The following is a 13,428-nucleotide window of genomic DNA, read 5'->3' on the forward strand; positions in this document are numbered from 1 at the left end:
GACCGAAGTCTGGCTTGCTGGAAGGGTCTCACTATTCGGGGGAATATGGGAGGTTGTTGTTGTCCAGCCAATGCGTCAAAAAATGGGACACCGCTTCGTTACCGCAATGCCCGATAACAGGCAGATGAGGAAGTTCTGCAATTAGCTGCGGCATCGCATTCCCCATTATCAAACCGCGACCCACGCTGCCCAGCATCTCGCGGTCATTCATGGCATCGCCAAACGCCATACAATCCTGCAGTGTGAAGCCCAGGTGGTCACTCAGTACCGCCAGGGCAGAACCTTTGTTACAGCCCACGGGGAGCACTTCCAGGCAATCCACCGCCGAGAAGGTCAGGTGCGCCTTGTCACCCAGAGCCTCATTTAACTGAATGCGCAAGCGACAGAGATCGTCATGATCGCCACAAAAACAGATTTTGGTCACCGCATGGGCAGGGATCCGACGCAGATCGATAAGCTGATATTTAAAACCGCTGTAGACATGTGCATGCAACAGCTCCGGTATTTCACGCCCGGTAAACCAGCCGTTATCGTTAAAAACATGGAGGCTGGCCTGCGTATCCCAGGTACTGTGTAGCACGATATCCGCCACTTCCGGGTTAAGATCCTGACGGTGCAGAACGTCCCCTTCCACGGAATGAATGCGCGTCCCGTTGCCCGTGATCAGAAAAGCGTCCAGGGAAAACGCCCCCAGTAAATGGCGCATCTCCAGCACATGGCGACCGGTGGCAAACGTCAAAGTGACATCACGCTCGTGCAGGCGCTTCAGCGTATTCAGGGTTTTCTCCCCTAAACGGTGATCCGGCATTAACAGCGTACCGTCCATATCAAATGCAGCGAGCCGAGCCATGATTACTCCTGAAGTGTGATGCGGTTAACTTGTGCTTCAGTATTACGTGAGATATACGGAAGTAATAGTGAATAGATGATAAATATTGTTCCGGGTTTCTCATGCGCCAGCTCAACCGACTCAACCAGTATCACCGTTTGTGGCAGCCTTCCGCTGGCGCGACACAACACGTCACCATCAGCGAACTGGCCACCCGCTGTTTCTGTAGTGAAAGACATGTTCGAACGCTGCTGCGTCAGGCTCATGACGCGGGATGGCTTACCTGGCGTGCGCAGTCTGGTCGCGGAAAGCGCGGTGAACTGACGTTCCATGTCACCCCGGAGTCACTGCGCAATGCGATGATGGAAGAGGCTCTGAAGCATGGACAGCAGCACAATGCGCTTGAGCTGGCCCAGCTTGCGCCACAAGAGTTACGTTCATTGCTGCATCCGTTCTTAGGCGGACAGTGGCAAAACGATACGCCGACGCTGCGCATTCCCTATTACCGCTCACTGGATCCCCTTCATCCGGGTTTTTTACCCGGCCGGGCAGAACAGCACCTGGCAGGACAGGTTTTTTCCGGGTTAACACGCTTTCACGGCAACAGCAGTGAACCAGCTGGCGATCTTGCCCATCACTGGGAAGTGTCAGAGGACGGTTTGCGCTGGCATTTTTATATTCGCTCAACGCTACACTGGCATAACGGTGATAAGGTCGAAACCATGCAGCTTCAACAAAGCCTGATGGCACTGCTTGCCCTGCCTTCCTTGCGTAAGTTGTTCCAGAGCGTCTTACATATTGAAGTCACCCATCCCCAGTGCCTGACCTTTATCCTGCATCAACCGGACTTCTGGCTGGCGCACCGGTTGGCAACCTACTGTAGCCGGCTTGCGCATCCCGACCAGCCGATGACGGGTAGCGGCCCCTTCAGACTCAGCGTGTACGACCCCGACCTGGTGCGTCTTGAAAGCCACGAACAGTACCATCTCAGCCATCCATTGCTTAAAGCTATCGAATACTGGATAACACCGTCGCTGTTTGACTATGGGTTAGGTACCAGCTGTCGCCATCCGGTGCAGATCGCCATTGGCGAGCCGGATGAACTGGAGCGCCTGCGTCTGGTCACTAACAGCACCAGTCTGGGTTTTTGTTATCTCACCCTGAAGCAAAGCCCGCGCCTGAGTGAAATGCAGGCGCGGCGGCTCATCAATATCATCCATCTCTCAACGCTTCTGCATACGCTTCCACTGGATGAAGGGTTGATTACCCCGACAGAGGAGTTACTTCCCGGCTGGACGATCCCAAAGTGGCCTGAATTAACGAATGTACCTCTGCCGGAAAAATTAACACTGGCTTACCATTTGCCCGTCGAGTTACATACGATGGCAAGCCAACTTAAACTGTATCTTGCGCAACAGGGCTGTGAGCTTACGGTCATCTTTTACGATGCGAAAACCTGGGACGGATGCCAAAATCTTGCTGATGCTGACATCATGATGGGGGACAGACTGATTGGCGAAGCGCCGGAATATACGCTTGAGCAATGGCTGCGCTGTGACGTCTTATGGGCACACCTGCTGAACGCGCCGCAATTTGCCCATCTGCAGGCCACTCTGGACGCCGTACAAACCCAGACCGACGAACAGGCCAGACATGCCGGGCTCAAAACCATTTTCTCACAGCTCATGGAAAAAGCTGTACTAACGCCACTGTTCAACTATCAATACCAGATCAGCGCCCCGCCAGGGGTCAACGGTATTCGGCTCAACACTCGCGGCTGGTTTGATTTTACCGAAGCCTGGCTGCCCGCCCCCAAATCGTGAAGAAGCTGGTCGCCGTCGTGGTCAGGCGGTAACATAACGTTTTATCGTAACTATCGAGATGATTTATGAAACGTGCCGTCGTCGTGTTCAGCGGAGGACAAGATTCTACTACCTGCCTGGTTCAGGCCCTTCATCAGTATGATGAAGTTCACTGTGTCACTTTCGATTACGGTCAACGCCATCGCGCTGAAATCGACGTTGCGCGTGAACTGGCTCTGAAACTGGGCGCACGCGCGCACAAGGTGCTGGACGTTACGCTGTTAAATGAACTCGCCGTCAGTAGCCTCACACGCGACAGTATTCCTGTACCTGACTATGTATCTGACGCCAGCGGTATCCCAAATACCTTTGTTCCTGGCCGTAATATTCTTTTTCTGACCCTGACGGCGATTTATGCTTACCAGGTGCAAGCCGAAGCGGTGATCACCGGCGTATGTGAGACCGACTTCTCTGGCTACCCGGACTGCCGCGACGAGTTCGTGAAGGCACTAAACCACGCGGTCAATCTTGGGATGGCGAAAGAGACGCGCTTTGAAACACCACTGATGTGGCTGAATAAAGCAGAGACCTGGGCACTGGCGGACTACTGGGGCAAACTGGACCTGGTTCGCAGTGAAACCCTCACCTGCTATAACGGTATCAAAGGCGACGGTTGCGGTCAGTGCGCCGCTTGTAACCTGCGTGCCAACGGGCTTAATCACTACCTGGCCGATAAGGCCAGCGTAATGGCCGCGATGCAGAAAAAAACCGGTCTGAAATAGAGTTACTTCACCGTGCTGTCGACGAATGAGCGTCGACAGCACAGGTGAACTGGAAAAAAACCCTACACGATCATCTGCTCCAGCTTTTCACGCAACTCTCCTTCCAGCGGCAGCGCTTTCTGGGTTTTAAGATCAATACAGACAAAGGTAATGAGAGCATCAGCCACCACCTGTCCTTCGGGATCCAGCGTCACTACCTGACTTAACACGCCACTCTTCCCATTTAGCTGCTGTACCTGGCTGGTGACAGTCAGCACATCCCCCAGTACGGCAGGACGGCGGTAGTTAATATTAATATTGACGACCACGAACGCGATGTTATGCGCAGTCAGCCATTGAAAACTTTCGCTGTTTTCCAGACCGTCCCAGCGAGCCTCCTCAAGAAACTCAAGATAGCGGGCGTTATTGACATGCTGGTATACATCAAGATGGAAACCGCGAACTTTGATTTTTGTCTGCATAGCGCAATAGCCTTTAGTGTTGTTATAGGATTAGAGGTCACAACTGGTATGACCTCATTATCCTGGCAAATTTTTGCAGCAGTGCAAGAAATTGCTTATTTACAACGTCAGGTGTGAGAGATTGCGCTCAACCAGTGAGCTACCCATCCCCGGGACCTGCTTCAGGTCGTCGACCGTTTTAAAGGGGCCATACTCTTCGCGGTAGCTGACAATGGCCTGCGCCTTTTTCAGCCCTACCCCATTCATCACGCGAGCGATATCCTCTGCTGATGCTGAATTGATGCTGACTCGCGAGCCATCATTGTCAGCCGCTTTGTTACTCCCTGTTGTTTTGGCGGGAGCATTCGTTTGTGCTGGTGTCTCTGCCTGACTTTGTACGACCTGTGCTTTTGCAGCCAGCGCGCCAGCGCTCATCCCGGTGGTGGCAATAGCCAGTGTAATGAGCAGTACTTTGATTCCACATTTCATGCTGTTATCTCCTTGTTTGTTGACAGCCACACCACGATAGCCGCCCCGGAAAACAGGCACAAACGACAGATAACAGAAATGGAAAAGGCCGCGAAAGCGGCCTTTAGTTTTTGCAGAGCGTTACGAAAATCTGCGAGCAGTTACGTAATTATTGCTGCTGAGTCATCACATCGCCCAGCTTAATCTTGGCTTCTTTACGCAGGTTGCTCATCATCGCCTCGAAAGCAATCTGGGCGTTGTTCTGGGTAATCCCCTGAACCATCGCTTTCTTCTGCGCTTCTGGCATCGTGCCGGCTTTCACTTCATCCAGCGCCAGCAGAACCACATTGCCCTGCATATCCGTTGTGGTACCGAAGCTCGGTTTGTCTTTTGCTGGCAGGGAGAGACCAAACGCAGCCTGGCTGATTGGATCCTGACCGGTACGGCTCAACGTTTTCGCCTCACCGAAGCTCAGGCCAGCGGCTTTCAGCGCGTCCTGTTTGCCCGCTTTCAGATCAACCAGAATCTTCTCCGCATCCAGTTTCGCCTGTTGTTCAGCTTTGTTGTGCTTAACCTGGGCGACAATCTGATCCTTCACTTCCGTCAGCGGTTTAATCGCTTCTGGTTTGTGCTCGCTGACACGCAGAACAAATGCACGATCGCCGTCAACGGTAATGATGTCAGAGTTACTGCCAGGGGTGCCATTCTCGCCCACCAGACCACCGTTGAAGATGGCATCAGAAACCGGTTTGAAGTTCAGCTCTTCCGGCAGGTTGTCACGTCCAAACCAGCCCGTCTCAACCGCTTTCACACCAGCCGCCTGCTCTGCACCAGCCAGAGACTCGTTGTCGTTGCTGGCGGCATCGCTCACTTTCTGCTGCAGCGCGTAGTAGGCATCCAGCGCTTTCTCTTGCTTCACTTTCGCCGCGATATCATCGCGAACCTCAGTCAGTGGTTTGGTTTTCGCAGGGATAATATCGTCCAGACGCACGACCAGGAAACCAACGGAAGACTTGATTACGCCAGAAAGCTGGCCTTTGTCTTTCAGACCGGCATTTTTCAACTCATCAGGGGTCGTTGCATCTTCCAGCCAGCCCATATCACCGCCGTTTTTCGCGGAGATAATATCGGTGGATTTCGCTTTCGCGACGGTGGCGAAATCAGCACCTTTGCTCAGTTCGTCCAGAACAGCCTTAGCATCTGCTTCCGTTTTGGTCTGGATCACGCTGTAGCGGTTACGCTGCGGCTGAGTGAACTGATCCTGATGTTGATCGTAGTAAGACTGGATTTCCGCATCTGACGCAGTTTCCTGCAACGCTGCAGCATCCAGCTTGATGTAGCTCACACGGAACTGCTCCGGAGAAATAAAGGAATTCTTATTCTGCTCGTACCAGGCATTAACGTCAGCGTCGCTCACCTGCTGTTTCGCGGCCAGGGCATTCACATCAATGGTCGCTTCACGTACAACGCGCTGCTGCGACACTAATGCTGCCAGTTCATCCGTTTCACCTTTGAGCATGAAATCGGTACCCACGACGGCATTGATGAGCTGCTGGGTGGTTAGCTGGTTACGCAGCGCCTGAGCGTACTGATCGGCCGTCATCCCCATCTGGTTGACGATGCTGTTGTAACGTGCGTTGTCGAATTTGCCGTTAGACTGGAAGGCTTGTGTAGAGAAGATGGCTTTTTTCACCTGCTCATCACTGATGCCCAGACCCAGTTTTTTTGCATACTGATCCAGCAGCGCTTCGTCGATAAGACGGTTCAGTGTCTGTTGGCGCAGGGTCTTCATATACCCTTCGTTCGCCGCCAGTTCAGAGAATTGGTCGCCCAGCTGTTGCTGCATACGGTTACGTTCACCGGCAAAAGCATTCTCGAACTGACCACGGCTGATTTCCTGGCCATTCACTTTTGCGGCATAGTTCGCGCCACCGCCAATAAGGTAACTGCTCACGCCGGTCAATATGAACGACACGATAATGATACCGAAAATAATCTTGAGCACGAGACTGTTAGCAGCCGTGCGTAAGCTGTCCATCATGGTGTAACAACACTCCGCTGTAGGTGACTGGTTACCTGACGCTGACGGAAAATCCTGCCCGTCGCGCGTGAAGGCGTATTGTGACAAGAAAACGGGGCGATTGTCAGCCCACAACTCGCATAAACTCGCACAAATCAGGTCTGGACAAACAAAAAAGGCACATCAAATGATGCGCCCTTGTACTATTCAGCTTCCCTGAATCGGGAAAGCAATCAGTTTACTGCGTCTTTCAGCGCTTTACCTGCACGGAAACCCGGCACTTTAGCAGCAGCAATGGTGATCTCTTTACCGGTCTGAGGGTTGCGGCCAGTACGGGCAGCACGCTCTTTAACAGCAAAAGTACCGAAGCCTACCAGTGCAACGTCGTCCCCAGCCTGCAGAGATTCAGTAACAGAAGCAATTAATGCATCTAACGCACGTCCAGCTGCAGCCTTAGAAATATCAGCACCAGCAGCAATTTTGTCAATCAGTTGAGATTTATTCACTGTTCTCTTCCTCTCTTTATAATTTATATCGCGCCTGAATCCTTCACAACGCGACCGCGCAGCAGTTATATCAGGCCTGCCATGACCTTACAACACCCGTTGTTGATGGCTGACCTAATCAGCAATCTAAATTAGCTATACAAAAAAAGGCTGGCAAGTGCGAAATGACTTACCAGCCTTGTTTTTATTGACGCTCTTTGCGCGAGGTCACTATTTTGCGGTTACAACCTGCATTCCGGAGGGTTCATTCTGCAGTGCGAGACTAAGAACTTCCTCAATGCGTTTAACCGGATGGATCTGCAGATCGGCAATTACGTTGTCCGGAATCTCTTCCAGATCGCGTTTATTCTCGTAAGGAATCAATACCGTTTTGATCCCACCACGATGTGCAGCCAGCAGTTTTTCTTTTAATCCACCGATTGGCAGTACCTGTCCACGCAGGGTAATTTCCCCCGTCATCGCCACATCGGCACGCACCGGGTTCCCCGTCAGGCAGGAAACCAGAGCGGTACACATGGCAATACCCGCGCTTGGGCCATCTTTCGGCGTCGCGCCTTCAGGAACGTGAACGTGGATGTCGCGTTTTTCGTAGAAATCCGGGTTAATACCCAGTTTTTCCGCGCGCGCACGTACCACGGTCAATGCAGCCTGAATGGATTCCTGCATCACTTCGCCCAGAGAGCCGGTGTAGGTCAGCTTGCCTTTACCCGGTACACAGGCGGTTTCGATGGTCAGCAGATCGCCACCCACTTCCGTCCATGCCAGACCCGTCACCTGACCCACGCGGTTTTCGTTGTCCGCGCGACCATAGTCGAAACGCTGAACGCCGAGATAGGCATGCAGATTGTCGCCGTTAATCACAATGTGTTTCAGGCTCTTATCCAGCAGCAGCTGTTTGACCGCTTTACGACACAGTTTAGAGATTTCACGCTCAAGACTACGCACGCCCGCTTCACGGGTGTAGTAGCGGATGATGCCAATAATCGCGCTGTCCTCTACGGTCAGCTCGTTGGCTTTCAGCGCGTTACGCTCAATCTGTTTCGGCAGCAGGTGCTGCTTAGCGATGTTCAGCTTCTCATCTTCGGTATAGCCGGAGAGACGGATCACTTCCATACGGTCCAGCAGCGGGGCCGGAATGTTCATGGAGTTGGAGGTCGCCACGAACATCACATCGCTCAGGTCGTAGTCCACTTCCAGGTAGTGATCGCTGAACGCCACGTTCTGTTCTGGATCAAGCACTTCCAGCAGCGCAGACGCAGGATCGCCGCGCATGTCCGATGACATTTTGTCGATCTCATCGAGCAGGAACAGCGGGTTTTTAACGCCCACTTTCGCCATCTTCTGGATCAGTTTACCCGGCATAGAACCAATGTAGGTACGACGGTGACCGCGGATTTCCGCTTCATCGCGTACACCACCCAGCGCCATACGGATGTACTTACGCCCGGTCGCCTTGGCGATGGACTGACCCAGAGAGGTTTTACCCACACCAGGAGGTCCTACCAGGCACAGAATTGGGCCTTTGATTTTGTTTACACGGCTTTGTACCGCAAGGTACTCAAGAATACGATCTTTCACGCGTTCCAGGCCGTAGTGGTCGGTATCGAGGATTTCCTGGGCCTGACGCAGGTCTTTTTTGACCTTGCTGCGGGCGTTCCACGGAACCTGCACCATCCACTCAATGTAGCCGCGTACAACGGTCGCTTCAGCCGACATTGGAGACATCATTTTCAGCTTCTGCAATTCCGCTTCCGCTTTCTCTTTTGCCTCTTTTGGCATCTTCGCCGCGTCGATCTTGCGCTTCAACGCTTCGTTTTCGTCCGGCGCATCGTCCATCTCGCCCAGTTCTTTCTGAATAGCTTTCATTTGCTCATTCAGATAGTACTCACGCTGAGATTTCTCCATCTGCTTTTTCACGCGGTTGCGAATACGCTTCTCAACCTGCAGCAGATCGATTTCAGACTCCATCATCGCCATTAGATATTCCAGACGCTCGTTAACGTCGGACATTTCCAGAACGGACTGTTTGTCAGCCAGCTTCAGCGGCATATGTGCAGCGATGGTGTCCGCCAGACGGGCAGGATCGTCGATGCTGTTCAGCGACGTCAGCACTTCTGGTGGGATTTTCTTGTTCAGCTTGATATAGCCTTCAAACTGGCTGATCGCGGTGCGTACAAGCACTTCCTGCTCGCGTTCATCAAGCTGAGGCGAATCAAGGTACTCTGCCTTCGCAGAGAAATGTTCGCCATTGTCAGACAGAGTGGTAATACGCGCACGCTGCAGGCCTTCTACCAGCACCTTGACGGTGCCGTCAGGCAGCTTCAGCATCTGCAAAATAGAGGCCACGGTCCCGACGGTGAAAAGATCGTTTACACCCGGCTCATCCGTTGATGCTTCCTTCTGCGCCACCAGCATGATTTTTTTATCATGATCCATGGCAGCTTCAAGGCAACGGATAGATTTTTCCCGCCCTACAAATAAGGGTATGACCATGTGCGGATAAACCACCACATCGCGCAACGGCAATACGGGGATTTCAATGCGTTCAGAACGCTCAGGATTCATAGAGCTCTCTCTTAGTTTAGTGTCCGCCAGGTAAGCTGGTCATGTAACAGTACTTCACACAACCATTAACATGTATCCAGTATATGGGGATGTTTCCCACACATTCAACGCCATGATTACGGAAAAAGTAAAGGGGAGATAAAATCCCCCCTTTTTGATTAACTGCTTGTATGTTTTGGTGAATTATTCGCCAGACGCCTGCTGCGCTTCCGGTTTGCCGTAAATCAGTAACGGTTTGGTTTGACCGCTAATGACAGACTCGTCGATAACCACTTTTTCGACATCTTCCATCGATGGCAGATCGTACATGGTATCCAGCAGCGCCGCTTCTACGATAGAACGCAGACCACGCGCACCGGTTTTACGAATCATCGCTTTTTTAGCAATCGCATCCAGCGCTTCGTCACGGAACTCCAGATCAACACCTTCCAGATTGAAAAGCGCCTGATACTGTTTAGTCAGCGCATTTTTCGGCTCTTTCAGGATCTGGATCAGCGCCTCTTCACTCAGCTCATTGAGTGTGGCCACAACCGGCAGACGACCAATGAATTCAGGAATCAGACCGAATTTGATCAGATCTTCTGGTTCAACCTGAGATAGCAGTTCGCCTTCGTTCGGTTTTTCTGACGTCGATTTCACCGTCGCGCCAAAACCAATGCCGGAGCCGGTTTCAACACGGTGGGAGATAACTTTATCCAGACCCGCAAACGCACCACCACAGATGAACAGGATCTTGGAGGTATCAACCTGCAGGAACTCCTGCTGCGGATGTTTACGACCACCCTGTGGTGGAACGGCCGCAACAGTTCCTTCGATCAGCTTCAGCAGTGCCTGCTGTACGCCCTCGCCTGACACATCACGGGTAATGGACGGGTTATCAGATTTACGAGAGATCTTGTCGATCTCATCGATGTAAACAATCCCGCGCTGGGCTTTCTGTACGTCGTAATCGCACTTCTGCAGCAGTTTCTGGATGATGTTTTCTACATCTTCACCCACATAACCCGCTTCGGTCAGAGTGGTAGCGTCCGCCATGGTGAACGGAACATCCAGCAAACGCGCCAGAGTTTCAGCCAGCAGCGTTTTACCGGAACCGGTTGGGCCGATCAGCAAAATGTTACTTTTACCCAGTTCTACGCCATTGCTGGTATCACCATTACGCAGACGTTTGTAGTGGTTATATACCGCTACCGCCAGCACTTTCTTAGCCTGCTCCTGACCGATGACATAATCGTCAAGGTGATGACGAATTTCATGCGGAGTTGGCAGCGCGCTACGCTCACGGTGTGGCGCAACTTCTTTAATCTCTTCGCGAATGATGTCGTTACATAAATCGACACATTCGTCGCAGATATACACGGACGGCCCGGCAATCAGTTTACGCACTTCATGCTGGCTTTTGCCGCAAAAAGAGCAGTACAGCAGTTTGCCCGAACCATCTTTGCGTTTATCTGTCATGAGTCCAAACCTCTTTTTAAGTTCTTTGTGCCGCACATGACGACGCAAATGCCATTCTAAGACGCAAGCTGCTCTCAGGCAGAGTGCCGCCCTACTTTAGTATAGCGGCACACTTGCGTCGCGGGCATCAATTACGATGGGTCAATACGGAGTCGACTAAGCCGTACTCAACTGCCTCTGAAGCAGAGAGGAAGCGATCGCGCTCGGTATCGCGCTCGATCTGCTCAAGCGATTGACCTGTATGCTGCGCCATGAGTTCATTCATGCGCGCTTTTACTTTCAGAATTTCACGGGCGTGGATTTCAATATCCGTCGCCTGCCCCTGGTAACCACCCAGCGGCTGGTGAATCATCACGCGGGAATTAGGTAAGCAGAAACGCTTGCCTTTAGCCCCTGCTGTTAACAGGAACGCGCCCATAGATGCAGCCTGACCCATACAGATAGTGCTTACATCCGGCTTGATGAATTGCATGGTGTCATAAATGGACATACCTGCCGTAATCACGCCACCCGGGGAGTTAATGTACAGGTAAATGTCTTTTTCCGGGTTTTCCGCTTCCAGAAACAGCATCTGCGCCACGATCAGGTTAGCCATGTGGTCTTCCACCTGACCGGTCAGAAAGATAACGCGTTCCTTGAGCAGACGGGAATAGATATCAAAAGAACGCTCACCACGTGAGGTCTGTTCAATAACCATTGGCACCAGCGCCATATGGGGTGCAAAGTTATCTCGTTCGCCACTGTATGACATTTCCGTCTCCTGGATCAAAATTGAAAACACCTGCTGTACTGATTGTAACCTTACGGACGGATTATCAGCCAGTCTCATTCATCGTGATTACACACTTATGGGGTTCACTGTGCCCTATTTCAAGCATAACAACCTTTTGTTGTTACGCTAACACTGAAAGGGCGTTTTAGCACTCTTCCTGGGCTATTGGTGTGATAAAAAAAACCCGCTGCCACAAGGCAACGGGTTTTCTGTTCAAACTTTAAACCTTTGGGGCGAAATTACGCCTGCTGGTTCATCAGTTCGTTGAAAGAGGTCGCTTTTTCGGACACTTTAGCTTTCGCCAGTACCGCTTCAACAGCCTGCTCTTCCAGTGCGACATTGCGCATGTTGTCCATCAGCTCTTTGTTTTTACCGTAGAACTCGATAACTTCTGATGGATCTTCGTATGCAGACGCCATCTCTTCGATCAGGCCTTTCACACGCTCTTCGTCAGCTTTCAGCTCGTGGGTACGAATCACTTCGCCCAACAGCAGGCCAACAACAACGCGGCGTTTAGCTTGCTCTTCGAACAGCTCACGCGGCAGTTCCATCGCTTGCTGTTGGTTGCCACCGAAACGCTGTGCAGCCTGACGGCGCAGCACGTCGATTTCGCTGTCGATCAGGGCAGCTGGAACGTCGATGTCGTTCGCTTTCACCAGACCTTCGATCGCCTGAGATTTCACACGGTTACGCACAGCGCCGTTCAGCTCGCGCTCCATGTTTTTACGCACTTCTGTACGCAGACCCGCTACAGAACCATCTTCCACGCCGAAACGTTTGATGAATTCTTCAGTCAGTTCTGGCAGTTCGCGCTCTTCAACTTTCTTCAGATTGATAACGAACTTGGCCGCTTTACCTTTCAGGTTTTCAGCGTGGTACTCTTCAGGGAAGGTCACATCAATAGTGAACTCTTCGCCAGCTTTGTGGCCTTTGATACCGTCTTCGAAGCCTGGGATCATACGACCCTGACCCATTGCCAGTACGAAATCAGACGCTTTACCGCCTTCGAACTCTTCGCCGTCTACAGAACCGGTGAAGTCGATGGTCACACGGTCTTCCGCGTCAACAGCGCCTTCTTTCTCTTTCCAGTTCGCCTGCTGCTTACGCAGGGTGTCCAGCATGCCGTCAACATCTTCGTCAGTCACGGACACAATCGGTTTTTCAACTTCGATTGATTCCAGACCTTTCAGCTCAACTTCCGGATACACTTCGAACTCTACGGAGTAGGTGAAGTCTTCGCCCAGTTTGTATTCGCCTGGAACGTAGTTTGGCGCGCCGGCCGGATTGATTTTTTCTTTGATGATCGCATCAATAAAGTTACGGCTCATCAGTTCACCCAGCACATCCTGACGCACGGAAGCGCCATAACGCTGAGCAACAACATTCATTGGTACTTTGCCCTTACGGAAGCCGTCAATACGTACTTTTTTTGCTACGTTGACCAGCTCGCTTTTCACAGCAGTTTCGATGCTGTCAGCAGCGATAGTAATCGTTACACGGCGGCCAAGGCCTTGAGTGGTTTCAACTGAAACTTGCATCTTGTTACCTCAAAAAAATCACAGTGCTCGGTCAACTCTGAATCTGTCTGTTATACCGGGATGCTCTCTTAGTGCAGATTCACATTCCCTGTCGCCAGAATCATCCCGAAGACATTCAATAAGACGCGGCATTATAGCGGCATCACTTAGGTGAGTCGAGAACGGTTGGGGCATGTTGCTGCGGCTTTTTTCACACTTTAAGGCTATTTTTAGCCTTAAAATCGCACCATCCGCTCAAAACTCAGACA

At 51.8% G+C, this 13,428-nt stretch carries 11 protein-coding genes; 2 read left to right on the forward strand and 9 right to left on the reverse strand.

The features are described 5' to 3' along the window. Window positions 1-31 precede the first annotated feature (31 nt). Window positions 32-850: an HMP-PP phosphatase gene (gene cof, locus JGF26_RS05580; protein ID WP_114977941.1), complete on the reverse strand. Its 819-nt coding sequence runs from the start codon at window positions 848-850 to the stop codon at window positions 32-34. A 101-nt stretch (window positions 851-951) separates the two neighbouring features. Here cof and JGF26_RS05585 point away from each other — a divergent pair, with 101 nt between their 5' ends. Continuing rightward, window positions 952-2,652 carry an SgrR family transcriptional regulator gene (locus JGF26_RS05585; protein WP_134707198.1) on the forward strand — a complete coding sequence of 567 codons (1,701 nt, stop codon included), beginning with the start codon at window positions 952-954 and terminating at the stop codon, window positions 2,650-2,652. 65 nt (window positions 2,653-2,717) lie between these two features. Continuing rightward, window positions 2,718-3,413, forward strand: coding sequence for a 7-cyano-7-deazaguanine synthase QueC (gene queC, locus JGF26_RS05590; protein ID WP_134707197.1), 696 nt, complete (start codon window positions 2,718-2,720; stop codon window positions 3,411-3,413). Window positions 3,414-3,475: 62 nt separating this feature from the next. On the opposite strand, the gene JGF26_RS05595 is transcribed toward queC, so the two are convergent. The 8 genes from JGF26_RS05595 to tig form a co-directional block, all read right to left on the reverse strand. Then, window positions 3,476-3,874, reverse strand: a complete 399-nt coding sequence (locus JGF26_RS05595) for a YbgC/FadM family acyl-CoA thioesterase (protein WP_028017637.1) — start codon at window positions 3,872-3,874, stop codon at window positions 3,476-3,478. 99 nt (window positions 3,875-3,973) lie between these two features. After that, complete coding sequence (locus JGF26_RS05600) at window positions 3,974-4,342, reverse strand: helix-hairpin-helix domain-containing protein (RefSeq protein WP_028017638.1); 369 nt, start codon at window positions 4,340-4,342, stop codon at window positions 3,974-3,976. Between the two features lie 148 nt (window positions 4,343-4,490). After that, window positions 4,491-6,362, reverse strand: a complete 1,872-nt coding sequence (gene ppiD, locus JGF26_RS05605) for a peptidylprolyl isomerase (RefSeq protein ID WP_128348512.1) — start codon at window positions 6,360-6,362, stop codon at window positions 4,491-4,493. A gap of 212 nt (window positions 6,363-6,574) precedes the next feature. Next, entirely contained in the window at window positions 6,575-6,847 is a 273-nt protein-coding gene (gene hupB / locus JGF26_RS05610; RefSeq protein WP_002444653.1) for a nucleoid-associated protein HU-beta, read from the reverse strand. Between the two features lie 210 nt (window positions 6,848-7,057). Continuing rightward, window positions 7,058-9,412 carry an endopeptidase La gene (gene lon, locus JGF26_RS05615; RefSeq protein ID WP_028017640.1) on the reverse strand — a complete coding sequence of 785 codons (2,355 nt, stop codon included), beginning with the start codon at window positions 9,410-9,412 and terminating at the stop codon, window positions 7,058-7,060. Between the two features lie 183 nt (window positions 9,413-9,595). Then, on the reverse strand, window positions 9,596-10,870 hold the full coding sequence (gene clpX / locus JGF26_RS05620) for an ATP-dependent protease ATP-binding subunit ClpX (protein WP_028017641.1): 1,275 nt from the start codon (window positions 10,868-10,870) through the stop codon (window positions 9,596-9,598). A gap of 127 nt (window positions 10,871-10,997) precedes the next feature. Then, on the reverse strand, window positions 10,998-11,621 hold the full coding sequence (clpP, locus tag JGF26_RS05625; RefSeq protein ID WP_020885210.1) for an ATP-dependent Clp endopeptidase proteolytic subunit ClpP: 624 nt from the start codon (window positions 11,619-11,621) through the stop codon (window positions 10,998-11,000). A gap of 260 nt (window positions 11,622-11,881) precedes the next feature. Continuing rightward, window positions 11,882-13,180: a trigger factor gene (tig, locus tag JGF26_RS05630; RefSeq protein WP_028017642.1), complete on the reverse strand. Its 1,299-nt coding sequence runs from the start codon at window positions 13,178-13,180 to the stop codon at window positions 11,882-11,884. Window positions 13,181-13,428 lie beyond the last annotated feature (248 nt).

This window comes from Enterobacter sp. E1 (assembly GCF_016809815.1).
Classification (GTDB): Bacteria; Pseudomonadota; Gammaproteobacteria; order Enterobacterales; family Enterobacteriaceae; genus Enterobacter; species Enterobacter adelaidei.